Origin of the sequence: Ectothiorhodospira variabilis (assembly GCF_022227625.1) — a bacterium.
Lineage (GTDB): Bacteria > Pseudomonadota > Gammaproteobacteria > Ectothiorhodospirales > Ectothiorhodospiraceae > Ectothiorhodospira > Ectothiorhodospira haloalkaliphila.
Genome location: NZ_JAJNAO010000020.1, coordinates 15,838 through 36,811, shown reverse-complemented (window position 1 = coordinate 36,811; position 20,974 = coordinate 15,838). Strand labels below are relative to the sequence as shown.

Here is a 20,974-nt window from a genome sequence, read left to right as displayed (position 1 = left end):
TGGCTGTGGGCAGGGTGCCTGGGTTTGCCCCTCACCCCAACCCCTCTCCCCGGAGGGGGAGAGGGGCTCTGATCACTTCTCCTTCAAGGCCTCCTCATTGAAGGCCTCATCAATCCCGGTGATGGTCTTTTCCACCATCCGGAAACCCTCCACCGGGGCATCGTCCCCCATGTACTTGAGCCGCAGGGGTCCGAGGGCCTTCACCGCCTGGGCCCGTTCGATGAGGGTCTGTGCATCCCGTTCACCGTCTCCGCCCAGGGCCTTGACGATCTCCCCGGCAATGGGGCCCGTGTGTTCCCCATCCCGGGCCTTGTCCAGGGTCTCCTGGGGCGAGCCATCCAGCAGCCCCAGCCCGGTGTGTGCATCCAGGTGGCTCAGCAGTTCGCTCAGGGTCATGGCAGGGCGCTCCCGGTTGCATCTGTCTGGCCCTGAACATGGCACGAGGGGCGGCACGATTCAACCACGGGATTTGCCGGTCAATCGCCGCCCGAACTGGTCCGGTTGGAAACTTGTCCATACAATAAGCTCATGAGGATCGACTTCGACCCATGCAAGAGCGAGCGGAATGCCAGGGAGCGTGGGTTACCATTCACGGCCGTGAAACATTTCGATTGGGAAAACGCGGTCTTCTGCGAAGATCAGCGCTTCGACTACCCCGAAATGCGTTTCATCGGTCTCGGCAAGATCGGGACGCGTGTGCATGTGGTGTGCTTTACGCCCGTTGAGGGCGGCATTCGCGTGATCAGCCTGAGAAAAGCCAACCCGCGGGAGGTGAGGCGCTATGAAAACGCCATTGACGGATAAGGACGGTGAGGTGCGGGAATTGACGGATGATGACGTGAGCCGGATGCGCCCTTTGAAAGAGGCTTTACCGGAAGCCCTGCAGCGCTCCATTGGCCAGCGGGGCCATCAGCGCAGACCCGCAAAAGTGAAGACCTCCATTCGTCTGTCACCAGAGGTGGTGGAGCATTTCAGGGCCGAAGGTCACGGCTGGCAAAGTCGTATAGACCAGGCACTCAAGCAGTACATTCAGGAGCATGGCGAAGGCAAAAGCCGTCCCTGATGCCCACCCAAAGCTTCTAAGCCTCTTCCGCCATCGACAGGATGAAATCCCACTCCGCCTCGGATACCGGCATGATGGACAGGCGGTTGCCCTTGCGTACCAGGGGCATGTCGGCCAGTTCGGGAGCCTGCTTCAGGTCGGCCAGGGGGATCACCCGGTCAAACTTGCGCTCGAAGGCCACGTCCACCCGGTACCAGCGGGGGTTGTCCGGCGGGCTCTTGGGGTCGTAATACTTGTGCTCCGGATCCCAGGCGGCCTCGTCCGGGTAGCCGGCCCGGGCAATGCGCATGATGCCCACCACACCGGGTACCTTGCAGTTGGAATGATAGAAGAACGCCCGATCCCCCTCCTGCATGTCGTCCCGCATCATGTTGCGCGCCTGGTAGTTGCGCACGCCTTCCCAGGGCTCCACCTGGACGCGTTCCAGGTCATCGATACCGAAGACATCGGGTTCGGATTTCATCAGCCAGTTGGCCATGGTGTGGCGCTCCTTCAGGTGATCATGCCAGTGCGACCGGCCCCGGCAGGCCAGCGAATCATGCCCCGCTCGGTGGCCACCGCATCCAGGTTCACGTCCCAGGGACGGCGGGGGAGGGTGTCCACCTGCTGGAAATCATAGGCCAGGCCCAGCAGACGGGGGCGATGCCAGTGGCGATGACGGTTGCGGTGGGCGAAGGTGGTGTCGTAGAAGCCACCGCCCATGCCCAGACGGGTGCCCTTATCATCAAATCCCACCAGAGGCGTGATGATCAGGTCCAGGGCGCGGGCCGGCACGCGGTGGCGCTTGCTCACCGGGGGTTCGGGGATTCCGAAGCGATTGGGGATCAGGCGGGTGTCCGGGGCCCAGGCCACGAACCACAGCAGCCTGGGGTGTATGGGCGCCAGCACCGGCAGATAGAGCCGCTTGCCAGCCGCCCGGGCGGCTGCCATCAGGGGGGTGGGGTCCACCTCACCGCGATCCGGCAGGTACACGGCAATGCGCCGGGCCGAGGTGAACAGGGGGGTGTGCACCACCTGGCGGGCAATACACCGTGAACGGGCCGCGCGCTCTGCAGGGGGCAGGGCGAGTCTTTGTGCCCGCAGGGTGCGTCGGAGGGTTTTCATGGCCTGGCGTGAGTGCAAGTGGAATCCCATGAAAAAGGCCGGACCCGTGACAGGCCCGGCCTTGCTTGCAAGAGGACACACTCCGCGAATGCCGTGGCAGACTTTCGACCTTGAACCAGTGGTTCAAGTGGGTGCCGACGCAGTGAATCAAGGCTTTCCGCTACGGGGCGGACATGCACAACATCACTGCAGAGTGGCTCCCGGGGTAGTTCATTAGGCTCAAGGATAATACCCAGCCGCTCACGAACACCGCAGAGGTGCCCAAACCGTAAAATCGTTGTTGGTGCAGGGTTTCACCATACCACAGTCCCTGAGCCAGATCTTCGCGGCCAATGACCGCTCCCATCTGATTGTCAGTGTCCTTCGGCTTCCTTGTCCAGCGCCGAATCGACCCGCGCCCGCAGGGCTTGAATGCGCTTGTCCACGTCTGCCTGCTGATCCTTCAGCGTGAGCAGCTCGTGGGTGATGTTCAGGGCCGCCATCACGGCGATCCGGTCTCCACCCACCACCTTGCCTGTGTCCCGTATCTCCTTCATGCGGCGGTCCAGCAGGTTGGCCGAGGCGATCAAGGCATGGCGTTGTTCTTCGGGGCAGGCCACCCGGTATTCCTTGCCCAGGATCTGAACCGTGACCGGTTCAGCAACGGTCTCCGTCATACGGCCTGCTCCATGGACTTGAGACGGTTGATCATGGATTCCACCTTGATGCGCGCCTGCTCGCCTCTTTCGGTGAGTATGGACCGTTCCGTGAGTAATTGCTCGTTTTGCTGCCGAAGCATGTTGTTCTCATTCCGCAGTCGGTCGCAGGCACGGGCCAGCGCCTCGATGCGGGTTTCCAGATCGCGCAGGGTGCGGTCGGCCTCGGCGCTGTGGTGAATGGTGTTCATGGGGTCAATATAGGCCTGTGCCCTGGGGGGCGTCAACGGGGCCGGTCCGCCCCTCCTGCGCGATCACGATCGGACCCTGCGCACGCGCTCCGCCCGCTGCCCGCGATGGCCTTGCGCCACGTGAGCTTGCTAGACTCCAAGGCCCCAGGTCTTCACGGATTCGCGAACATGCCCCCGGATGACGCCCCCGACTTCGCGCCGGCCCCTGAAGGTTCTGTGGTGATCGAATCGGTCACCCGCGGGGGTAAGCCCTGTCGCATCGTGGATACCACCGGGTTGGTTCCACGGGATCTCCTGGCATCGCTGCTGGAACAGCTGATCACCGAGCGGCGTTTCGGCCTCTCTGCGTTGTCGGAGGCGGGCAGTGGGGTGATCAACCTGGGGGAGCCTCAATTTGCCCATGTGCAACTGGACGAAACTCTGTACCGCCTGATCCTGCTGCCCGACGAGGCACGGCTGGAGCCTTTCTGACTGCCTCGGCCTCAGGGCCGATGACACCCTGTTGACACTGATCGGCCCGGAACCGCTTGCCACCGATTGTTGTCCTGATCGCTATCCCGTGATGAGATTGCCCCATGTTGCCCCAATATCAGACCGTTGAAGACGCCCTGCAGACTGCGGGTGCCACCGCCGGCGCCGCCGAAGTGCATGGCACCCTGTGCGGGATGCTCAGTGCCAATCTGGGCGCCGGCGTGGAGGCCTGGATGCGCGAACTCTTCCCGGAGGAGCAGCCCGGTGAGATGCCCACCGGCGAGCCCCGGCAGTTGCTGGGTCAGCTGTTCGACGAGACCCGTACGCAGCTCTCTGATGCCCTGCTGAGCTTTGAACTGCTGCTGCCGGGAGATGAAGACGACCTGGATGGCCGCGTGTCGGCCCTGGGCCACTGGTGCCAGGGGTTCCTCTACGGTCTGGCCGTGGCCGGCGTGACCGATCCGGGCAAGCTGCCGGCAGACTCGGCGGAATTCATCAAGGATCTTTCCGAGATCGCCGGCACCGGTTTCGACGTGGAGGAAGATGAGGAAAACGAGGAGGCCTATCAGGAGATCCAGGAGTACATCCGCATGGGGGTGCTGCTGGTCAGCGAGGAACTCCAACCCTTGAAGGGTCCATCGCGGATCCAGTAACCGGGACCAAACCCCATGCCCCTGAACAAGACCCAGCAAAAGGAATTCGCCCGCCGCCGCCGCCAACTCATGCGCGCCATGGGGGAGGGCGGCATCGCCATCATTCCCGCCGCCCCGACGCGGTCGCGCAATCACGATGTGGAATATCCCTATCGGCAGGACAGCGATTTCTGGTACCTGACCGGCTTTATCGAGCCGGAATCCGTAGCCGTGCTGGTGCCGGGCCGGGAGCAGGGCGAGTTCATCCTGTTCTGCCGTGAACGGGATCCGACCATGGAGACCTGGAATGGCCGACGCGCCGGCCAGGACGGTGCCGTGAAAGGCTTTGGCGCGGATGATTCCTTCCCCATTGGCGATATGGAGGAGATCCTGCCGGGCCTGCTGGAAAATCGGGAACGGGTGTACACCAGCCTCGGTCGCGACCCGGACTTCGACCGAAAGCTCATCGGCTGGGTGAACCACATCCGCGAGAAGGTGCGCTCGGGTGCACGTCCGCCCCACGAGTTCGTGGCCCTGGAATACCTGCTCCACGACATGCGCCTGTTCAAGTCCGCCTTCGAACTCAAGGCCATGCGCCAGGCGGCCAGGATCACCAGCGAGGCGCATGTTCAGGCCATGCGGGCCTGTCGCCCCGGCGCCTGGGAATACCAGGTGGAGGCGGAACTGCTCTATGCCTTTCGCCGCGCCGGCACCGAGCCTGCATATCCCTCCATCGTGGGGGGCGGGGAGAATGGCTGCATCCTGCACTACACGGAGAACGAGGCCCAGCTCAAGGAGGGCGACCTGCTGCTGATCGATGCGGGTTGTGAATACCAGGGCTATGCCAGTGACATCACCCGCACCTTTCCGGTGAGCGGCCGCTTTTCCGGGCCTCAGCGGGAGGTTTACGAACTGGTGCTGGAGGCCCAGAAGGCCGCCATTGCCCAGGTGGTCCCCGGCAATCATTGGGATGACCCTCACATGGCGGCGGTCAAGGTGCTCACCAAGGGGCTGGTGAGCCTGGGGCTGCTCAAGGGCAAACCTGCCAGGCTCATCAAGGATGAAGCGTATCGCCCGTTCTACATGCACCGCACCGGCCATTGGCTGGGAATGGATGTGCACGATGTGGGCGATTACAAGCTGGGAGATGCCTGGCGGTTGCTGGAGCCGGGCATGGTCATGACCATTGAGCCGGGGCTGTATCTGAGCCGTGCCCTCAAGGGGGTGCCCAAGGCCTACCGGGACATCGGCATCCGCATCGAGGATGATGTGGTGGTGACCAGGGAGGGGCACGAAGTGCTCACGGCAGAGTGTCCGAAGGAACCCGATGAACTGGAATCCCTGGTGGGGACTCAGCCATGACCCAGCCTCTGCCGGACGTGGATGTGGCGGTTATCGGGGGCGGCATGGTGGGTGCCACCCTGGCCCTGGCAGCGGCCCGTACCGGGTTGTCCGTGCAAGTGATCGAGGCGTACCCGCCGGGGGTGGACGGCCAACCCAGTTATGACGATCGGGCCACGGCGCTCTCCTGGGGCAGTCGCCGGATGCTTGATGACCTGGGTGTCTGGGCGGACCTGGCGCCCCACGCCCAACCCATTCGCCGGATTCATGTGTCCCAGCGCGGTTATCTGGGGGCCACTCGCATGGATCATCATGACTCTGGTGTGGAGGCCCTGGGCTATGTGCTGATCAATCGGCATCTGGGACCGGTACTGCATCAGGCCCTGGAGGCCAGTGGCGTGGCCGTGACCACCCCGGCGCAACTGCTGGATTACCAGGAGGGTGAGGATCACCTGATTCTCAAGGTTCGCCAGGGGCAGGAGGAGCGGTCCCTGGGGGCACGTCTCGTGGTGGGCGCCGATGGCACCGGATCGCGCCTTCGGGCCCTGGCCGGGATCGATGTGCACGAATCCCCCTATGAGGGATCAGCCATCATCGCCAATGTCACACCGGGTCAGGATCACCAGGGGGTGGCCTATGAGCGATTTACCGATGAGGGGCCCATCGCCCTGCTGCCATTGACCTGCGGGCCGGATCATGAAAGGCGCTGCTCTCTGGTGTGGGTGCGCCCCCAGGAACAGGTGGCCCGGACCCTGGGCTGGAGTGACAGGGAGTTTCTGGCCCGGTTGCAGGAGCGTTTTGGTCATCGCCTTGGATGTTTTCGCAAGGTGGGGCAACGGGCGGCCTATCCGCTGAGTCTGATCCGGGCGAAACGGGATACGGCCCCCCGTGTGGTGCTGGTGGGCAATGCCTCCCACACCATTCATCCGGTGGCGGGGCAGGGGTTCAATCTGGGGCTGCGGGATGTGCGCACCTTGGCGGATCTGTTGGCCCAGGCCCGGGTGGATGGCGAGGATCCGGGCTCCCCGGCCTTGCTGAGTGACTATGCATCCCGCCGCGAGGGGGATCTGAACACCGTGATCCAGGCCACCGATGCCCTGGCGCGATTGTTCGCCACCCCGTTTTCGCCGCTGGCCCACCTGCGTGGCGCCGGTCTGATGCTGCTGGACCTCTGCGGGCCCCTGCGACGCCAGGTGGCCAGGAAGGCAATGGGTTTGTAAGCGCCGTTTCGACGGAAGATTACGGAGAGAGCACGCATGTCCCACGCGAAGACCCCGGAGTTCCACACCATTGTCGTTGGCGGCGGCATGGTGGGCGCTGCCCTGGCGGCTGAACTGGCCCGATCCGGGCACCGGGTGGCCCTGGTGGAGGTTCAGCCGCCGGGGGCGTTTGACCCCGAGGGGGACCACGATCTGCGTGTGTCCGCCATCAATCGTGCCGCGCAGCGGGTGTTCCAGTCCCTGGGTGCCTGGGAGGGCATGATGGCCCTGCGGGCACACCCCTATCAGGCCATGGAGGTGTGGGATGCCGCCGGGTCGGGGCGCATCCGCTTCGAGGCCAGGGATCTGGCAGAGCCGGACCTGGGGCACATCATCGAGAACCGCGTCGTGCAGCGCGCCCTGTGGGATCGGCTGGAGCAGGACCCCATGGTTGAAATCATCGCCCCCGACACCCTCATGGGGCTGGATGTGCGGCGCAGCCATGCAGAGATCACCCTGGCCAGCGGGCGTCGTCTCAAGGCCCTGTTGGTGGTGGGTGCCGATGGCGCCCGCTCGCGCCTGCGGGAATTGGCGGGCATTCGCGTGAACAGCCGGTACTACGGTCAACAGGCTCTGGTGGCCACCGTGCGTACGGCCCTTCCCCATGAGGACACGGCCTGGCAACGCTTCCTGTCCACGGGGCCACTGGCTTTTCTGCCCCTGGGGGATGGACGCTGCTCCATTGTGTGGTCGGCGGACGATGCCCGCGCGGAGGAGCTTCGGGATCTGGATGATGAGGCCTTTTGCCAGGCCCTTGCAGACGGGCTGGACTATCGCCTTGGGCAGGTGCTTGAGACATCCAGGCGGGCAGCCTTTCCCCTGCGCGGCTCCCAGGCGGAGCATTATGTGCGGCCCCGTGTGGCTCTGGTGGGGGATGCGGCCCATACCATCCACCCACTGGCGGGGCAGGGGGCCAACCTCGGTTTTCAGGATGCCCATGCCCTGGTCAGTGCGGTCTGTGCCCCGGGTGTGACTGATGCCGGAGAGCTTCGGGTGTTGCGTCGTTATGAACGGGCCCGTCGCGGCGACAATCTGATCATGATGCGATCCATGGAGGGTTTCAGGTATCTCTTCGGTAGCGAACGGCCGCCGTTAGCGGCCCTGCGGGGGCTGGGCCTGAACCTGGCCCATCAGGTGACGCCGCTGAAGCACCTGTTGATGCGCCATGCCCTGGGCCTGGGCGAGCACCGAACCTGACCCATTTGTACTGATGCCTTTTTTGTGGGAGCGGCCCTTGGCCGCGAGGGTTTTCAGGCAGGGCGCCGCTGGTGCGGCGCATCGCCGGCAGGCCGGCTCCCACGGGGGGGGTGGCTCGTCCTTGTGGGAGCGGCCCCTGGCCGCGAAGCGTTTTAAACGGGCCACCGCGGTCTCCGCGACTCGCCGGCAAGCTGTACAATGGGCTTTTCACCACTGGGTGCCACGGGGACGATTCGTCATGAAAGAATTCTGGGATACCCGCTACTCCGGTTCGGAGTATGTCTACGGCACGGCCCCCAATGCCTATCTGCTGGCGCACCACGGCCTGTATCAGGCCGGGCAGACGGCGCTGGCCGTGGGCGATGGAGAGGGGCGCAATGGCGTCTGGCTGGCATCGCGGGGGCTGTCGGTCACCTCGGTGGACTTCTCCCAGCAGGCACTGGCCAAGGCCCAGGCCCTGGCACAGCATCAGGGCGTGATCCTGGAAACGGTCTGGGCAGACCTGGTGGGCTGGAAGTGGCCCAAGGGCGAATTCGACCACGTGATCTCCATCTACGTGCATCTGCCTCCCGCTCAGCGTCGCCAGGTGCACCAGTCCATGCTGGAAGCCCTCAAACCCGGCGGCTGGTTACTGCTGGAGGCCTTTCATCCCGAACAGATCCATCACGAAAGCGGTGGCCCCCGTGAACCCGACATGCTCTACAGCAGCGTGATGCTGCGGGAAGATCTGGCCGGCGCCGAATTCATGGAGCTGGCCGAACTGGCGATTCAACTGGATGAGGGGCCGGGCCACCGGGGCCGGGCTGCAGTGACCCGTGCCTTGATTCGTCGTCCTGAATAGCCTCAGTCTATCCCCCATATGAAGTTTATATGTCCATAAGTCCTTCCGAACCCGGGGCCGCTGGGTTATAGTGAGGTCATTGATTCGGGTGCCACGGTGCCCAGGCAGTGCGGGAGAGACCCCCACAGGGGGCGCCGAAGGCGCAACTTCCGCCCGGAAACGCTCAGGCAAAAGGACCGCGCTGCCACATATCGACTCTGGAGAGTGGCCTGTTTTCAGGCCCACCGAAGGGGATAATCGGGCATTTGCACCGGTTTAATCTCTCAGGTTTCAGGACAGAGGGGCGGTCGACACACAACACGTGTCGGCCGCCCCTTTTTTGTTTTCCGGGAGCCGAAAAGATGACCACACTCAAGCAGACAACACTCCATGACGCCCACGTCGCCGCTGGCGCCCGCATGGTGGATTTCGCCGGCTGGTCCATGCCGGTGCACTATGGGTCCCAACTGGAAGAGCACCACGGTGTGCGCCGCGAGGCCGGGATGTTCGATGTGTCCCACATGACCGTGGTGGACGTGACCGGCTCCGGGGCGCGGGATTACCTGCGCCACCTGCTGGCCAATGATGTGGACAAGCTCAAGGAAAACGGGCGCGCCCTGTATAGCTGCATGCTCAACGAGCAGGGTGGGGTTCTGGACGACCTGATTACCTATCGCCGTGAACAGGGCTACCGGGTGGTGGTGAATGCCGCCACCCGCGACAAGGATCTGGCCTGGATGCAGCAGGTGGCCCGGGACATGCCCGGTGCGCCCCAGGTGTCCGTGCAGGAACGGGACGACCTGGACATGATCGCCGTGCAGGGCCCCAAGGCCCGGGAACTTTGCCTGCCGCTGTTGCCCGAGGCCCTGCGTGCCGACGTGGAGGCCCTGTCGCCGTTTCGAGCCTGCGAATGGCAGGACTGGTTCGTGGCCCGCACTGGCTACACCGGTGAGGACGGATTCGAAGTGGTGCTGCCCAAGGGCGAAACCCGCGCCCTGTGGGATGCCCTGGCCGCCGCCGGTGTGCGCCCCACGGGCCTGGGTGCCCGCGACACCTTGCGCCTGGAGGCCGGCATGAACCTCTATGGCACCGACATGGATGAGCAGGTGAGTCCCCTGGAATCCGGCCTGGGCTGGACCGTGGCTCTGGCACCCGCCGACCGTGATTTCATGGGGCGCGCCGCCCTGGAGAAGCAGAAGGCCGAGGGCGTGCCGCGTCGTCTGGTGGGTCTGGTGCTTGAGGGGCGTGGCGTCCTGCGTGGCCACATGCCGGTATCGGCGGGTGAGGCCGGTCAGGGTGAGACCACCAGCGGCAGTTTCTCCCCCACGCTGGGGGTGGCCATCGCCCTGGCGCGCATCCCCGCTGGCGCCGGCGAGCAGGTTCAGGTGGAGATCCGCGGCAAGCAGGTGCCGGCCCGGGTGGTCAAGCCGCCGTTCGTGCGCAACGGCCAGGCCCTGGTCGAGATCCACTGAGCCCCCAGACGGTTTATATTCCCGGGAGGGGCCATTGCCGGCCCCTCCCGTTGTCCCTTTGTCACCTTATCCTCGATTTCATCCTTCGGAGAAGATCCCATGAGCAATGTCCCTGCTGAACTGAAATACGCCAAGTCCCACGAATGGGTACGCCAGGAGTCCGACGGCACCCTGACCGTGGGTATCTCCGATCATGCCCAGGAACTGCTGGGTGATCTGGTCTTCGTGGAGACTCCGGAAGAGGGGTCCAGCCTGGAGGCCGGTGCCGCCTGTGCCGTGGTGGAATCCGTCAAGGCCGCCTCGGATGTGTACGCCCCCGTGAGCGGCGACGTGGTGGCCGTGAACGAACAATTGGGCGATAGCCCGGAACTGGTGAACAGTGATGCCTACGGCGAGGGCTGGATCTTTCGCGTCAAGCCCGCCAACACCAGCGAACTGGATGCCCTGATGGACGCCGACGCCTACAATCAGCACCTGGAGGCCGAGGGCTGAGGCGGGCCAGTCAGCGCCGCTTGCCCTCAAACCCGCCGCCAGCAGCCCGGAGACCCTCGACAAGCCATGCCCTTCATTCCCCATACTGAATCCGATGTGCGCGAGATGCTCGACGCCATTGGCGCCGACAGCGTCGAAACCCTTTTCGACGAAATCCCTTCCGCCCTGCGCGTGGACGGCCTGCGGGGCGTGCCGCCGGCGATGAGCGAAATGGAGGTCACCCGGCTGATGGAGGCCCGGGCTGGCGAGGACGCCACCTGCCTGAACTTCATCGGGGCTGGTGCCTACGAGCACCATATCCCGGCGGCCGTCTGGCAGATCGCCACCCGCGGCGAGTTCTACAGCGCCTACACCCCCTACCAGGCCGAGGCCAGCCAGGGAACCCTGCAGCTCATCTACGAATACCAGACCATGATGAGCCGGCTCACCGGGCTGCCCATGTCCAATGCCTCCTTGTACGACGGGGCGTCGGCCCTGGCCGAGGCAGTGCTCATGGCGGTGCGCGCCAACCGCAAGTCCAAGGCCCGCAAGGTGCTCATGCCCACCAGCGTGCATCCGGCCTATCGTGCAGTGACCCGCAGCATCGTCGGCAGTCAGGGAATCGATCTGGTGGAGGTGCCTTTCGATCCAGACACCGGTCGAGTGGACGTGGCCTCCCTGTCCGACTTCGAGGGCGGGGATGTGACCGCCCTGGTGATCCCGCAACCCAACTTCTTTGGTGTGATGGAAGAAGTGGATGCCCTTACTGACTGGGCCCATGCCCAGGGCGCCCAGGCCATTGGCGTGGTCAATCCCGTCTCCCTGGCCCTGCTCAAGGCCCCCGGCGAATGGGGTACCAAGGGGGCCGACATGGTGGTGGGTGACGGCCAGCCCCTGGGCGCGCCGCTGTCCTCCGGCGGGCCCTATTTTGGCTTCATGTGCTGTCGCAAGGAGCATGTCCGCCAGATGCCGGGGCGCGTGGTGGGCCGCACGAAGGACGCCGACGGTCGCGAGGGGTTCGTGCTCACCCTGCAGGCCCGGGAGCAGCACATCCGCCGCTCCAAGGCCACCTCGAATATCTGCACCAACCAGGGGCTGGTGGTCACGGCTGCCACCATCCACATGGCCTTGCTGGGGCCGGAGGGCCTGGAGCGGGTGGCCAGCACCTGCATGAACAACACCGCCGCCCTGGTGGACAAGCTCAAGGCCAGGGGCTTCGATGTGGCCTTCTCCGGTGAGCGCTTCCACGAAGCGGCCATCCGCCTGGGCACCGATGCCGAGAAGGTGATGCAGCGCATGTCCGAGGAAGGTGTGCTGGGTGGTTATCCTCTGGGCCGGGATTATCCGGATCTCAAGAATGTCCTGCTGCTGTGCGTGACAGAGACCAAGACCGAGGCCGATCTGGACGCGTATGTGGAGGCCTTGGAGAAGGTGGCTTCGTCCGTATAGCCCAGGATTTGAGCAAGGGTTGACCGTTGCATCCCCGCCCCTATCCCGGAAACACGTCTGTGTGGGGTGCGGGGGGCGACACAGACCGGGGGCCAGTGCCCCTACGCAGACCACAAAACCGGAGGAGACTTTCCATGGCCAAGATCACCCTGCAGGGCAATCCCATCAACACCAGCGGCGACCTGCCCCAGGTGGGCAGCAAGGCACCCGCGTTCACTCTGGTGGACAAGGACCTCAACGACGTCACCCTCAGCGACTTCAACGGCAAGAAGAAGATCCTCTCCATCGTGCCCAGCCTGGACACCCCCGTCTGCGCCCTGTCGGCGAAGAAGTTCGATGAGTGGGCAGCGGGTCGTGACGATGTGGTCATCCTGACGGTATCGGCGGATCTGCCCTTTGCCCAGGGTCGGTTCTGCGGCAGCGAGAATGTGGAGCGGGTGAAAACCCTCTCCATGATGCGATCACGGAATTTCGCCAAGGACTATGGCGTGCTGATCGTGGATGGCCCCCTGGCCGGCATTACCGGCAGGGCGCTGCTGGTGCTGGATGAGAAAGATACCGTGGTCCACACGGAACTGGTGCCGGAGATCGCTCAGGAGCCGGATTATGACAAGGCCTACGCCGCCCTTGGGTGAGCGGGCCGCCGCATGCCCCTCACCCCAACCCCTCTCCCCTGGGGGGAGAGGGGCCAGACGGTTGCACTCTCTTCTCCCTTGAGGGGAGAAGGGCCAGACGGTTGTACTCCCTTCTCCCCTCAGGGGAGAAGGGCCGGGGATGAGGGGGGAGCGGTGGGCACAATGCCATCACCGCCCCCTGTACCGAACATTATTTCCCAGACTCAGGAGCAAGGTATGTTGATCTTTGAACTCTCCCGTCCCGGGCGTCGGGCCACCAGCCAGGCGCCGTTGGCCGAGCCCGCCGCGCCGGCGGTGCCCGAACGTTTCCGGCGGGGCAGCCGGGTGCCTTTGCCCGAGGTCTCGGAACTGGACGTGGTGCGCCATTACACCCGGCTGTCCCAAAAGAACTTCTCCATCGACACCCATTTCTATCCCCTGGGCTCGTGCACCATGAAGTACAACCCGCGGGCCTGCAACAGCCTGGCCATGCTGCCGGGTTTCATGCGCCGTCACCCCTATGCCCCCGAGCAGGTGAGCCAGGGCTTCATGGCCTGCATGTACGAACTGCAGGAAATGCTCATGGACGTGACCGGCATGCGTCAGGTCTCGCTGACCCCCATGGCGGGCGCCCAGGGTGAATTTGCTGGTGTGGCCATGATCCGTGCCTATCACCAGTCCCGTGGGGACGATGCCCGCACGGAAATCATTGTCCCCGACGCGGCCCACGGCACGAACCCGGCCACCGCCACCATGTGTGGCTACACGGTGCGGGAAATCCCCACCGATGCCGACGGGGATGTGAACATGGAGGCCCTGAAGGAAGCCGTCGGGCCGACCACGGCAGGCATCATGCTCACCAACCCCTCCACCGTGGGTGTGTTCGAACGGCGTATCAAGGAGATCGCCCAGGTGGTCCACGATGCCGGTGGCCTGCTGTATTACGACGGCGCCAACCTGAATGCCATCCTGGGCAAGGTGCGCCCCGGCGACATGGGCTTTGACGTGATCCACATGAACCTGCACAAGACCTTCTCCACCCCCCATGGGGGCGGTGGTCCGGGTGCTGGCGCCGTGGGCGTGAGCGATCGCCTGCGTCCTTTCGTGCCCGTGCCGGTGGTGGACAAGCAGGGCGATGAATACCGCTGGCTGACGGAGAAGGATTTGCCTCAGAGCATTGGTCGCCTGTCAGCCTTTGCCGGCAACGCCGGTGTGCTGCTGCGGGCCTATGTGTACATGCGCCTGCTGGGTCGGGAGGGGATGCCCCGGGTGGCAGACTTCTCCACCCTGAATGCCAACTATGTGATGGCCCGCCTGAAGGAAAAGGGTTTCGATCTGGCCTTCCCCAACCGCCGTGCCACCCACGAGTTCATCGTCACCCTGCGCCGTCAGGCCAAGGAGAATGGGGTGACTGCCATGGATGTGGCCAAACGCCTGCTGGACTACGGTTTCCATGCGCCCACCACGTACTTCCCGCTGCTGGTGCCCGAATGTCTGCTGCTGGAGCCCACCGAGACGGAGAGCAAGGAGACCCTGGACGGCTTTGTGGAGGCCATGGGGCAGATCCTGGACGAGGCCCGTAACGATCCCGAAAAGGTGAAGGGTGCCCCTTACACCCAGCCCAATCGGCGTTTTGACGAGGTGCGCGCCGCCAAGGAACTGGACCTGGCCTGGACGGGCTCGACACGCGAGGCGGCAGCCGGCTGATGGCCCACAGTGGCCACCGGGGCCTGACACGGATCATCAAGGCCGCCGGTTATTCCTGGAAGGGGCTGCGCAGCACCTTCAAGCACGAGGCCGCCTTTCGCCAGGAATTGATGGCCATGCTCATCCTGGTACCCCTGGCCCTTTGGCTGGGGGACACCGGGGTGGAACGGGCCCTGCTTCTGGGGTCCTTGCTGCTGGTGCTCATCGTGGAGTTGCTCAACAGCAGCGTGGAGGCCGCCATCGACCGCATCGGCGAGGAGTTGCATCCGCTCTCGGCCCGGGCCAAGGATATGGGCTCGGCGGCCGTCTTCCTGGCCATCGCCCATGCGGTGGTGGTCTGGGTGCTGGTGTTGTGGGGATGATGTCCTGGAGAGATTGATCTTTCTCAGTGACGCGTTCCCGTCTACACTCTGTCAGGCATGTGAAGGCACCGGCCATGCATCGGTGCCCATCTGACCTACACCCAGAGGAGAACAACATGAAACGCATCTCGGCAACCCTTGCTGCTGCCTCGCTCGCCCTGGCGATGGGCTCCGTCGCTCAGGCTCAGGAATCCCCCGCCATTGATTTCAAGATCATGACGCTGGATACGGCCTATGAGCTGGCGCGGGCCACCCTGGAGGCCTGCCGGGAGGAGGGCGTCAATGTGGCCGTGACCGTCGTGGATCGTGGCGGCAACACGCAGGTGGTCCTGCGCGACACCCTGGCCATGGACATCACCCTGGCCATCAGCCAGCAGAAGGCCTACACCGCCATGTCATTCAATGGCCCGCTCTCCGAGATGGAGGATCGCTTCACCAAGCCCTTCCAGGTGGGCAAGGTGGAGGGCCTGGTGTTCTCCGCCGGTGGTCTGCCCATTCACGCGGCGGGCCGCATCGTCGGTGGCGTGGGTGTGAGTGGCGCCCCCTCGGGCGAGACCGACGAGATGTGCGCCCGCGCGGGTATCGACGCCGTGCAGATGGATCTGGAGATGATCCAGTAGGGGTTCACCCTGGAAGGCAGACCTGGGCAGCTGCCCGGGTTCTCGCTTCGTGCCCAGGGTTCCCGGCGGGGGTGGATTCCTTACAGCGGGACGCCGTCAATACATCCTTGTAGGCTTGATCGCCGCATCCATGCGGCGAACACCCGCTTACAGGAACCCACCCCCGCCGGGAACCGCATGCCCCGTGGCTTGCGAATCTCGTTGTTCGATCATCACGACAGGTCCTGGTTCAGGCAATCGACGAGACTGTCCGCCAGATTCTCCAGCAGGCGGTAATAGCTCTCTTCGCCGGCCGGCAGTCGGGCGCCGAGGGGATCCAGTTCACCCACCCGGGCCCCGGTGCCCTCGGTCAGGGTTTCCACGATGGCCGGGCGGAACTGCGGTTCGGTGAAAACGCAGATGGCATCGGATTCGCGGATGCGTTCCCGAAGCGCCTGAACCCGCTGGGCACCGGGGCTGCGGGACGGGTCCACGGTGATGGAGCCGGCGGGGGTGAGGCCGTAGTGCTTCTCGAAATACTGGTAGGCATCGTGAAAGACGATGAAGGGACGATCACTGACCGGATCCAGCCGTGACTTGAGTTCCTCGTCCAGGGCCTCCATGCGCGATAGCATCCGATCCCGGTTTTCCTCATAGCGATCGGCATTGTCCGGATCCGCGTCGGCCAGTACCTGGGCCACCTGACGCACGATGGCGGCGGCATTGTCCGGGCTCAGCCAGATGTGGGCATCCACATGATGGCCGTGGGAGTGACCATGATCATGATGACCCTCATCGCCATGAGCGTGATCGTGGTGGTCATGGCCGTGTGCGTGGTCGTCATCGTGGCCATGGTCGTTGTAGTGGTGATGATGCTCATGCTCATGCCCGTGATCTCCATCGTGGGAGGAATGGTCATGGCGATGGGCTTCCCAGACGCCCCCCTCTCGGCCTGAGTGCACGGTCAGATCCGCGTCCTTGAGCAGGGTGACTTTTCGGACCGACTCTGGCAGGGTCGCGATCGGGCGCTCCAGGAAGGTTTCCAGGTGGGGGCCGACCCAGACGAGGACATCGGCGGATTGCATTTGTCGCCGATCCGATGGGCGCATGCTGTAGCTGTGCGGCGAGGCGCCCGCCGGCACCAGCAGGGTGGGTTCCCCGACGCCATCCATCACGCCACTCACCAGGTTATGGATGGGCGGGATGCTCACCACCACCTGGGGGGCGGCAGAGGCCGTAACCGGCCCGATCAACAGGGCACCGAGGACAGCAGAGATCGTCAGGCGTGACAGTTTCATGTTGATTCCTCTTGTCTTTTTTCAGGCGAAACCCGGATGTATCCGAACCTCGTCGGGGCCGTGTCCTCGGGAGCGGGTGTCAGCCGCATGGATGCGGCTGCCAAGCCTTCAGGGATGAATTCACGGCGTCCCGCGGACGAAGACACGGCCCCGTCGAGGTTCACCCCGATGCCAGAACCCGGGCAGCCGATGTTGGGCATCAAAAAAAGGGCCGTCCCCTTTCTTTGATGCCCAAGCCCGGGCAGCCGGATGCCCGGAAAGGCCTTTCGCGGCCAAGGGCCGCTCCCACGGGGAGACCGATGGTATTTACACTATCATTCTTCAGTCTTGAAAACGATATACTATAACGAGTCAGCAGGAAACCGGTTGTCATCCAGTGTTTGAATTTTTCAGGAAGCCTCAGCCAAAAACAGCCCTGCAGGGCCGTCTTCTGGATGCCCGGGGGATCAGCCTGCAGCTCAGCGGGCGGCGTGTCCTCGAAGATGTGGACCTGTCGGTGGAGCCCGGGCAGATCACCACCATCATCGGCCCCAATGGCGCCGGCAAGACCACGTTGCTGCGCATCCTGCTGGGGCTGCAGACCCCCAGTGCGGGGCGGCTGCTGCGTCGCCCGGGGCTGCGCGTCGGCTACATGCCTCAGCGCATCGTGGTGGACGATGTGATGCCCATCACCGTGCGGCGTTTCATGGCATTGGGCGGCCGGGCGCCTCGGGATGAGCTTCGCCGGGTGCTGGCCGAAGTGGGGGTGGAACACCTGCTGGAGCAGCCGGTGCAATCGGTGTCCGGGGGGGAGATGCAGCGGATCCTGCTGGCGCGGGCCCTGCTGCGCCGGCCCCATCTGCTGGCACTGGATGAACCGGCCCAGGGTGTGGACGTGTCCGGGCAGGGGGAGGTGTTTCAGTTGATCGCCGCCCTGAGGGATCGTTACGGCTGCGGCGTGGTGATGGTGTCCCATGAACTGCATCTGGTGATGGAGGCGGCCGACTCGGTGATCTGCCTGAATCAGCATGTGTGCTGCACGGGGCGCCCGGAGGCGGTCAGTCAGGATCCGGCCTATCTGCGCCTGTTCGGGCATTCCGTCCCGCCCGGCGTGGCGGTGTACACCCATCATCATGATCATCGCCATGACCTGCATGGAGATGTGGTCAAGGATGCTGTGAAGGAGCACGAGGAATGCTGATGGACGATTTCATTTTCCGGGCCCTGCTGGGGGGGCTGGCCGTGGCCCTGGTGGCCGGTCCGCTGGGCTCCTTCGTGGTCTGGCGGCGCATGGCCTATTTCGGCGATACCCTGGCCCATTCGGCCCTGCTGGGAGTGGCCCTGGGCTTTCTCATCGGCATCAGCGTGAATCTCACCGTCATTGTGCTGTGCGTATCCCTGGCGATGTTGCTGGTGCTGTTGCAGCGCCAGCGAAGGCTGGCCTCGGATACGCTTCTGGGCATCCTGGCTCACAGCGCCCTGTCCCTGGGTCTGGTGGCCATTTCCTTCCTGGAAGGCGTGCGGATCGACCTGATGGCCTATCTCTTCGGTGACATCCTGGCGGTGTCCTGGAACGATGTGTGGTGGATCTTCGGGGGCGGCCTGCTGGCGCTGGTGTTGCTGCTGGTGCTGTGGCGGCCGCTGCTGGCAGTGACCGTGCATGAGGATCTGGCCCGGGTGGAGGGGGTACGGGTGAGCCTGGTGAGCATCGGTTTCATGCTGCTCATCGCCCTGGTGATCGCCGTGGCCATGAAGGTGGTGGGTATCCTGCTGATCACCTCTCTGATGATCATCCCGGCGGCGGCCGCCCGTCGTCTGTCATCCACTCCCGAGCAGATGGCCCTGCTGGCTGCCGTGATCGGCTCGCTGGCGGTGGTCGGTGGGATCTGGGGTTCCCTGGAGTGGGATACCCCCACGGGCCCGTCCATCGTGGTGGCGGCGGCGGCATTGTTTGCGGTGATCTTTGCCATGCCCGGGATGGACATGTTGCGTCGGGGGGCTGCGCGCCGTTGAGGGGCGCGCCCTGGCACGGTGAGGCGACGGATCAGCCTTGGGCCATTGCGGATCGTTCCAGGGTGATGAACCGGTAAGGCCAGGCGTTGCGCTCATCCGGCTCGTGCGCCTCTTGGTTGATCTCCTGCCAGCCCGCGTCCAGTTCCGGCATCCAGGTGTCCCCCTGGAATTCGTGATCGATCACGGTCAGGTGCAGGCGCCCGCATTGGGGCAACAGCTGTTCGAACAGCCGGGCGCCGCCAATCACGAAGACCTCCGGCATATCACCAGCGGCGTCCAGGGCCGCCTCCACAGAATCCACCACCGTGCAACCCTCGGCCTGAAAGCCTGGGTCGCGGCTGAGCACGATGCTGCGCCGCTGGGGCAGGGGGCGGCCGATGGATTCGAAGGTGCGCCGCCCCATGAGCAGCGTTCCCCCCAGGGTAAGGCGCTTGAAATGGGCCAGGTCCGCCGGCAGATGCCAGGGCAGGCGGTTGTCTGCCCCGATCAGGCGCTGGCGATCCATGGCGACCACGCAGGTCAGAACGGGCTGTTGCTGCATCGTCATATGGACACCGCTGCCTTGATGTGGGGATGGGCCTGATAGCCCTCCAGGGTGATGTCCTCGTAGCAAAAATCGAACAGCGAGGTGACCTGCGGATTCAGCACCAGTCGGGGCCTGGGGTAGGGCGCACGAGTGAGTTGCTCCCGGGCCTGTTCCAGGTGGTTCAGGTACAGATGTACGTCGCCGAAGGTGTGAATGAAGTCCCCGGGCTTGAGGCCCGTGACCTGGGCCACCATATGGGTGAGCAGCGCATAGGAGGCGATGTTGAAGGGCACGCCCAGGAAGATGTCCGCACTGCGTTGGTACAACTGGCAGGACAGTTTCCCATCGGCCACGTAGAACTGGAACAGGCAGTGACAGGGGGCCAGGGCCATGCGGCCGGCCCGGGCATTGTCCTGGGGCGAGATGCCCTCGTCCGGCAGATCGGCCACGTTCCAGGCGTTGACGATCAGGCGCCGGGAGTCGGGGCGGGTGCGGATCTGCTCCACCACTTCCTTCAGTTGATCCACATGGCGCCCGTCGGGCGTGGGCCAGGCGCGCCACTGAGCCCCGTAGATGGGCCCCAGGTCACCTTCCTCGGTGGCCCATTCATCCCAGATGCGTACGCCGTGTTCCCGCAGATAGTCGGTTCGGGTGTCGCCGCGCAGGAACCAGAGCAGTTCATGGACGATGGAGCGCAGATGCAGCTTCTTGGTGGTGATCAGGGGAAAGCCGTCCTCCAGGTTGAAGCGCATCTGGTGGCCGAACAGGGAGCGGGTCCCGGTGCCGGTGCGATCCCCCTTTTCCGTGCCGTGGTGCAGCAGGTGTTCGAGCAGGTCCAGATAGGGTTTCATCTCGACCCCCGGTAGGCCCAGGCCATGATGGCGATACCGCCCAGGATCATGGGCAGGCTGAGTACCTGACCCATGGTGACCCAGTCAAAGGCCAGATAGCCGATATGGGCATCGGGTTCACGCACGAATTCCACCAGGAACCGGAACAGGCCGTAGAAGATCAGGAACAGCCCCGAGACTGCGCCCACCGGATGCCAGCGCCGGGCAAAGAGCCAGATGATCAGGAACAGCACCACGCCCTCCAGGAAGGCCTGGTAGAGCTGGGAGGGATGGCGGGGCAGCATGTCGACGGCGGGGAAGATCATGGACCAGGGCAGCTCGGCCGGCTTGCCCCAGAGTTCCCCGTTTATCCAGTTGCCGATGCGTCCAGCCCCCAGGCCGATGGGGATCAGCGGGGCCACAAAGTCGGTGAGCTGGAAGAAGGAAACGCCCAGCTTGCGGGCGAACAGGGCGCTGGCGACGAGCACGCCGATCAGCCCTCCATGGAAGCTCATGCCCCCCTCCCACAGGCGGATCAGCAGCAGGGGATCACTGGCCAGGGCCTCCAGGTTGTAGAACAGCACGTAGCCCAGTCGCCCACCGATGATGACGCCGATCACGCCGTAGAAGAGCAGATCGCCCAGTTGCGTGGCGTTCACGGGACTCCAGGGCTGGCGTACCTTGGCCATGCCCAGCAGCCAGAAGGCTGCGAAGCCCACCAGATACATGAGGCCGTACCAGTGGATATCCAGCGGCCCGAGGCTGATGGCGACGGGGTCGATGAAGGGGTGCGTGGGATACATGAGAAAAGGAACGCTCTCTGGACTGTGAGCGGGGAGGTCTTGAGCGGGAAGATCTTAACATGAACCGATGACCGATAC

Annotated in this window: 26 protein-coding genes, 1 other RNA gene and 2 riboswitches; of the genes, 17 read left to right on the top strand and 10 right to left on the bottom strand. The window is 64.4% G+C overall.

Translation table 11 applies throughout. From position 1 onward, the window contains the following. Positions 1–72: 72 nt before the first annotated feature. Positions 73–396 carry a hypothetical protein gene (locus LPW30_RS14430; protein WP_239681192.1) on the bottom strand — a complete coding sequence of 108 codons (324 nt, stop codon included), beginning with the start codon at positions 394–396 and terminating at the stop codon, positions 73–75. Between the two features lie 132 nt (positions 397–528). Here LPW30_RS14430 and LPW30_RS14425 point away from each other — a divergent pair, with 132 nt between their 5' ends. Next, positions 529–804: a BrnT family toxin gene (locus LPW30_RS14425; protein WP_239681191.1), complete on the top strand. Its 276-nt coding sequence runs from the start codon at positions 529–531 to the stop codon at positions 802–804. Then, a complete protein-coding gene (locus LPW30_RS14420) occupies positions 782–1,063 on the top strand; it encodes a BrnA antitoxin family protein (protein WP_025282565.1) in 282 nt (93 codons plus the stop codon). The genes LPW30_RS14425 and LPW30_RS14420 overlap by 23 nt, the downstream gene beginning before the upstream one ends. Before the next feature lie 16 nt (positions 1,064–1,079). On the opposite strand, the gene LPW30_RS14415 is transcribed toward LPW30_RS14420, so the two are convergent. The 5 genes from LPW30_RS14415 to LPW30_RS14395 form a co-directional block, all read right to left on the bottom strand. Beyond that, positions 1,080–1,541 (bottom strand): EVE domain-containing protein, encoded by a 462-nt coding sequence (locus tag LPW30_RS14415; protein WP_025282564.1) that lies wholly within the window; start codon positions 1,539–1,541, stop codon positions 1,080–1,082. 14 nt (positions 1,542–1,555) lie between these two features. Then, positions 1,556–2,167, bottom strand: coding sequence for a 5-formyltetrahydrofolate cyclo-ligase (locus LPW30_RS14410; RefSeq protein ID WP_239681190.1), 612 nt, complete (start codon positions 2,165–2,167; stop codon positions 1,556–1,558). 75 nt (positions 2,168–2,242) lie between these two features. Then, positions 2,243–2,428, bottom strand: a non-coding RNA gene (gene ssrS / locus LPW30_RS14405) — 6S RNA. A gap of 92 nt (positions 2,429–2,520) precedes the next feature. Beyond that, positions 2,521–2,823: a cell division protein ZapA gene (locus LPW30_RS14400; protein ID WP_239681189.1), complete on the bottom strand. Its 303-nt coding sequence runs from the start codon at positions 2,821–2,823 to the stop codon at positions 2,521–2,523. After that, complete coding sequence (locus LPW30_RS14395; RefSeq protein ID WP_239681188.1) at positions 2,820–3,053, bottom strand: TIGR02449 family protein; 234 nt, start codon at positions 3,051–3,053, stop codon at positions 2,820–2,822. Before LPW30_RS14395 ends, LPW30_RS14400 begins: the two co-directional genes overlap by 4 nt. Positions 3,054–3,221: 168 nt before the next feature. On the opposite strand from LPW30_RS14395, the gene LPW30_RS14390 reads away from it, so the two are divergent. The 13 genes from LPW30_RS14390 (at position 3,222) to LPW30_RS14330 (ending at position 15,468) form a co-directional block, all read left to right on the top strand. Further along, the gene (locus tag LPW30_RS14390; RefSeq protein ID WP_239681187.1) at positions 3,222–3,524 is read left to right on the top strand and encodes a hypothetical protein; all 303 of its coding nucleotides are present in this window, start codon (positions 3,222–3,224) and stop codon (positions 3,522–3,524) included. 104 nt (positions 3,525–3,628) lie between these two features. Next, positions 3,629–4,177, top strand: coding sequence for a UPF0149 family protein (locus LPW30_RS14385; protein WP_239681186.1), 549 nt, complete (start codon positions 3,629–3,631; stop codon positions 4,175–4,177). A gap of 15 nt (positions 4,178–4,192) precedes the next feature. Beyond that, the gene (gene pepP / locus LPW30_RS14380; protein WP_239681185.1) at positions 4,193–5,518 is read left to right on the top strand and encodes a Xaa-Pro aminopeptidase; all 1,326 of its coding nucleotides are present in this window, start codon (positions 4,193–4,195) and stop codon (positions 5,516–5,518) included. After that, the gene (ubiH, locus tag LPW30_RS14375) at positions 5,515–6,717 is read left to right on the top strand and encodes a 2-octaprenyl-6-methoxyphenyl hydroxylase (RefSeq protein ID WP_239681184.1); all 1,203 of its coding nucleotides are present in this window, start codon (positions 5,515–5,517) and stop codon (positions 6,715–6,717) included. Before pepP ends, ubiH begins: the two co-directional genes overlap by 4 nt. Positions 6,718–6,753: 36 nt before the next feature. After that, on the top strand, positions 6,754–7,953 hold the full coding sequence (locus LPW30_RS14370) for a UbiH/UbiF/VisC/COQ6 family ubiquinone biosynthesis hydroxylase (protein WP_239681183.1): 1,200 nt from the start codon (positions 6,754–6,756) through the stop codon (positions 7,951–7,953). Positions 7,954–8,191: 238 nt separating this feature from the next. Then, positions 8,192–8,794, top strand: coding sequence for a class I SAM-dependent methyltransferase (locus LPW30_RS14365; protein ID WP_025282554.1), 603 nt, complete (start codon positions 8,192–8,194; stop codon positions 8,792–8,794). A 100-nt stretch (positions 8,795–8,894) separates the two neighbouring features. Further along, a riboswitch (glycine riboswitch) is annotated at positions 8,895–8,983 on the top strand. A gap of 1 nt (position 8,984) precedes the next feature. Continuing rightward, positions 8,985–9,083, top strand: a riboswitch (glycine riboswitch). A 52-nt stretch (positions 9,084–9,135) separates the two neighbouring features. Then, positions 9,136–10,245, top strand: coding sequence for a glycine cleavage system aminomethyltransferase GcvT (gene gcvT, locus LPW30_RS14360; protein ID WP_239681182.1), 1,110 nt, complete (start codon positions 9,136–9,138; stop codon positions 10,243–10,245). A gap of 99 nt (positions 10,246–10,344) precedes the next feature. Next, positions 10,345–10,737: a glycine cleavage system protein GcvH gene (gcvH, locus tag LPW30_RS14355; RefSeq protein ID WP_025282552.1), complete on the top strand. Its 393-nt coding sequence runs from the start codon at positions 10,345–10,347 to the stop codon at positions 10,735–10,737. Between the two features lie 66 nt (positions 10,738–10,803). After that, complete coding sequence (gcvPA, locus tag LPW30_RS14350; protein WP_239681181.1) at positions 10,804–12,165, top strand: aminomethyl-transferring glycine dehydrogenase subunit GcvPA; 1,362 nt, start codon at positions 10,804–10,806, stop codon at positions 12,163–12,165. Between the two features lie 134 nt (positions 12,166–12,299). After that, entirely contained in the window at positions 12,300–12,800 is a 501-nt protein-coding gene (tpx, locus tag LPW30_RS14345) for a thiol peroxidase (protein WP_239681180.1), read from the top strand. 162 nt (positions 12,801–12,962) lie between these two features. Continuing rightward, positions 12,963–14,486 (top strand): aminomethyl-transferring glycine dehydrogenase subunit GcvPB, encoded by a 1,524-nt coding sequence (gcvPB, locus tag LPW30_RS14340; RefSeq protein ID WP_274521694.1) that lies wholly within the window; start codon positions 12,963–12,965, stop codon positions 14,484–14,486. Further along, positions 14,486–14,848 carry a diacylglycerol kinase gene (locus LPW30_RS14335; RefSeq protein WP_025282547.1) on the top strand — a complete coding sequence of 121 codons (363 nt, stop codon included), beginning with the start codon at positions 14,486–14,488 and terminating at the stop codon, positions 14,846–14,848. Before gcvPB ends, LPW30_RS14335 begins: the two co-directional genes overlap by 1 nt. Before the next feature lie 116 nt (positions 14,849–14,964). Then, positions 14,965–15,468 carry a GlcG/HbpS family heme-binding protein gene (locus tag LPW30_RS14330; RefSeq protein ID WP_025282546.1) on the top strand — a complete coding sequence of 168 codons (504 nt, stop codon included), beginning with the start codon at positions 14,965–14,967 and terminating at the stop codon, positions 15,466–15,468. 212 nt (positions 15,469–15,680) lie between these two features. Here LPW30_RS14330 and LPW30_RS14325 read toward each other — a convergent pair whose 3' ends face one another. Continuing rightward, entirely contained in the window at positions 15,681–16,745 is a 1,065-nt protein-coding gene (locus LPW30_RS14325) for a zinc ABC transporter substrate-binding protein (RefSeq protein WP_239681179.1), read from the bottom strand. A 376-nt stretch (positions 16,746–17,121) separates the two neighbouring features. On the opposite strand from LPW30_RS14325, the gene LPW30_RS14320 reads away from it, so the two are divergent. Both LPW30_RS14320 and znuB read left to right on the top strand, forming a co-directional pair. Then, entirely contained in the window at positions 17,122–17,925 is an 804-nt protein-coding gene (locus LPW30_RS14320; RefSeq protein WP_025282544.1) for an ATP-binding cassette domain-containing protein, read from the top strand. Then, on the top strand, positions 17,925–18,737 hold the full coding sequence (znuB, locus tag LPW30_RS14315; protein WP_420797724.1) for a zinc ABC transporter permease subunit ZnuB: 813 nt from the start codon (positions 17,925–17,927) through the stop codon (positions 18,735–18,737). Before LPW30_RS14320 ends, znuB begins: the two co-directional genes overlap by 1 nt. A 31-nt stretch (positions 18,738–18,768) precedes the next feature. On the opposite strand, the gene LPW30_RS14310 is transcribed toward znuB, so the two are convergent. The 3 genes from LPW30_RS14310 to lgt are packed head-to-tail and all read right to left on the bottom strand — an operon-like array spanning position 18,769 to position 20,896. After that, positions 18,769–19,284 carry a dihydrofolate reductase gene (locus LPW30_RS14310; RefSeq protein ID WP_239681177.1) on the bottom strand — a complete coding sequence of 172 codons (516 nt, stop codon included), beginning with the start codon at positions 19,282–19,284 and terminating at the stop codon, positions 18,769–18,771. Next, on the bottom strand, positions 19,281–20,114 hold the full coding sequence (locus tag LPW30_RS14305; protein WP_239681176.1) for a thymidylate synthase: 834 nt from the start codon (positions 20,112–20,114) through the stop codon (positions 19,281–19,283). The genes LPW30_RS14310 and LPW30_RS14305 overlap by 4 nt, the downstream gene beginning before the upstream one ends. Continuing rightward, on the bottom strand, positions 20,111–20,896 hold the full coding sequence (gene lgt / locus LPW30_RS14300) for a prolipoprotein diacylglyceryl transferase (RefSeq protein WP_238624111.1): 786 nt from the start codon (positions 20,894–20,896) through the stop codon (positions 20,111–20,113). The genes LPW30_RS14305 and lgt overlap by 4 nt, the downstream gene beginning before the upstream one ends. Positions 20,897–20,974 lie beyond the last annotated feature (78 nt).

Excerpts from the sequence above, each read along its gene's own strand:
- LPW30_RS14370 (WP_239681183.1), top strand. The coding sequence starts at position 6,754 with ATGTCCCACGCGAAGACCCCGGAGTTCCACACCATTGTCGTTGGCGGC.
- LPW30_RS14415 (WP_025282564.1), bottom strand. The coding sequence starts at position 1,541 with ATGGCCAACTGGCTGATGAAATCCGAACCCGATGTCTTCGGTATCGAT.
- LPW30_RS14395 (WP_239681188.1), bottom strand. The coding sequence starts at position 3,053 with ATGAACACCATTCACCACAGCGCCGAGGCCGACCGCACCCTGCGCGAT.
- ubiH (WP_239681184.1), top strand. The coding sequence starts at position 5,515 with ATGACCCAGCCTCTGCCGGACGTGGATGTGGCGGTTATCGGGGGCGGC.
- LPW30_RS14385 (WP_239681186.1), top strand. The coding sequence starts at position 3,629 with ATGTTGCCCCAATATCAGACCGTTGAAGACGCCCTGCAGACTGCGGGT.
- gcvT (WP_239681182.1), top strand. The coding sequence starts at position 9,136 with ATGACCACACTCAAGCAGACAACACTCCATGACGCCCACGTCGCCGCT.
- LPW30_RS14325 (WP_239681179.1), bottom strand. The coding sequence starts at position 16,745 with ATGAAACTGTCACGCCTGACGATCTCTGCTGTCCTCGGTGCCCTGTTG.
- LPW30_RS14365 (WP_025282554.1), top strand. The coding sequence starts at position 8,192 with ATGAAAGAATTCTGGGATACCCGCTACTCCGGTTCGGAGTATGTCTAC.
- LPW30_RS14330 (WP_025282546.1), top strand. The coding sequence starts at position 14,965 with ATGAAACGCATCTCGGCAACCCTTGCTGCTGCCTCGCTCGCCCTGGCG.
- LPW30_RS14430 (WP_239681192.1), bottom strand. The coding sequence starts at position 396 with ATGACCCTGAGCGAACTGCTGAGCCACCTGGATGCACACACCGGGCTG.
- lgt (WP_238624111.1), bottom strand. The coding sequence starts at position 20,896 with ATGTATCCCACGCACCCCTTCATCGACCCCGTCGCCATCAGCCTCGGG.
- LPW30_RS14390 (WP_239681187.1), top strand. The coding sequence starts at position 3,222 with ATGCCCCCGGATGACGCCCCCGACTTCGCGCCGGCCCCTGAAGGTTCT.
- LPW30_RS14305 (WP_239681176.1), bottom strand. The coding sequence starts at position 20,114 with ATGAAACCCTATCTGGACCTGCTCGAACACCTGCTGCACCACGGCACG.
- LPW30_RS14400 (WP_239681189.1), bottom strand. The coding sequence starts at position 2,823 with ATGACGGAGACCGTTGCTGAACCGGTCACGGTTCAGATCCTGGGCAAG.
- LPW30_RS14310 (WP_239681177.1), bottom strand. The coding sequence starts at position 19,284 with ATGACGATGCAGCAACAGCCCGTTCTGACCTGCGTGGTCGCCATGGAT.
- gcvPB (WP_274521694.1), top strand. The coding sequence starts at position 12,963 with ATGCCATCACCGCCCCCTGTACCGAACATTATTTCCCAGACTCAGGAG.
- gcvPA (WP_239681181.1), top strand. The coding sequence starts at position 10,804 with ATGCCCTTCATTCCCCATACTGAATCCGATGTGCGCGAGATGCTCGAC.
- LPW30_RS14425 (WP_239681191.1), top strand. The coding sequence starts at position 529 with ATGAGGATCGACTTCGACCCATGCAAGAGCGAGCGGAATGCCAGGGAG.
- LPW30_RS14410 (WP_239681190.1), bottom strand. The coding sequence starts at position 2,167 with ATGAAAACCCTCCGACGCACCCTGCGGGCACAAAGACTCGCCCTGCCC.
- gcvH (WP_025282552.1), top strand. The coding sequence starts at position 10,345 with ATGAGCAATGTCCCTGCTGAACTGAAATACGCCAAGTCCCACGAATGG.
- tpx (WP_239681180.1), top strand. The coding sequence starts at position 12,300 with ATGGCCAAGATCACCCTGCAGGGCAATCCCATCAACACCAGCGGCGAC.
- pepP (WP_239681185.1), top strand. The coding sequence starts at position 4,193 with ATGCCCCTGAACAAGACCCAGCAAAAGGAATTCGCCCGCCGCCGCCGC.
- LPW30_RS14335 (WP_025282547.1), top strand. The coding sequence starts at position 14,486 with ATGGCCCACAGTGGCCACCGGGGCCTGACACGGATCATCAAGGCCGCC.
- znuB (WP_420797724.1), top strand. The coding sequence starts at position 17,925 with ATGGACGATTTCATTTTCCGGGCCCTGCTGGGGGGGCTGGCCGTGGCC.
- LPW30_RS14420 (WP_025282565.1), top strand. The coding sequence starts at position 782 with ATGAAAACGCCATTGACGGATAAGGACGGTGAGGTGCGGGAATTGACG.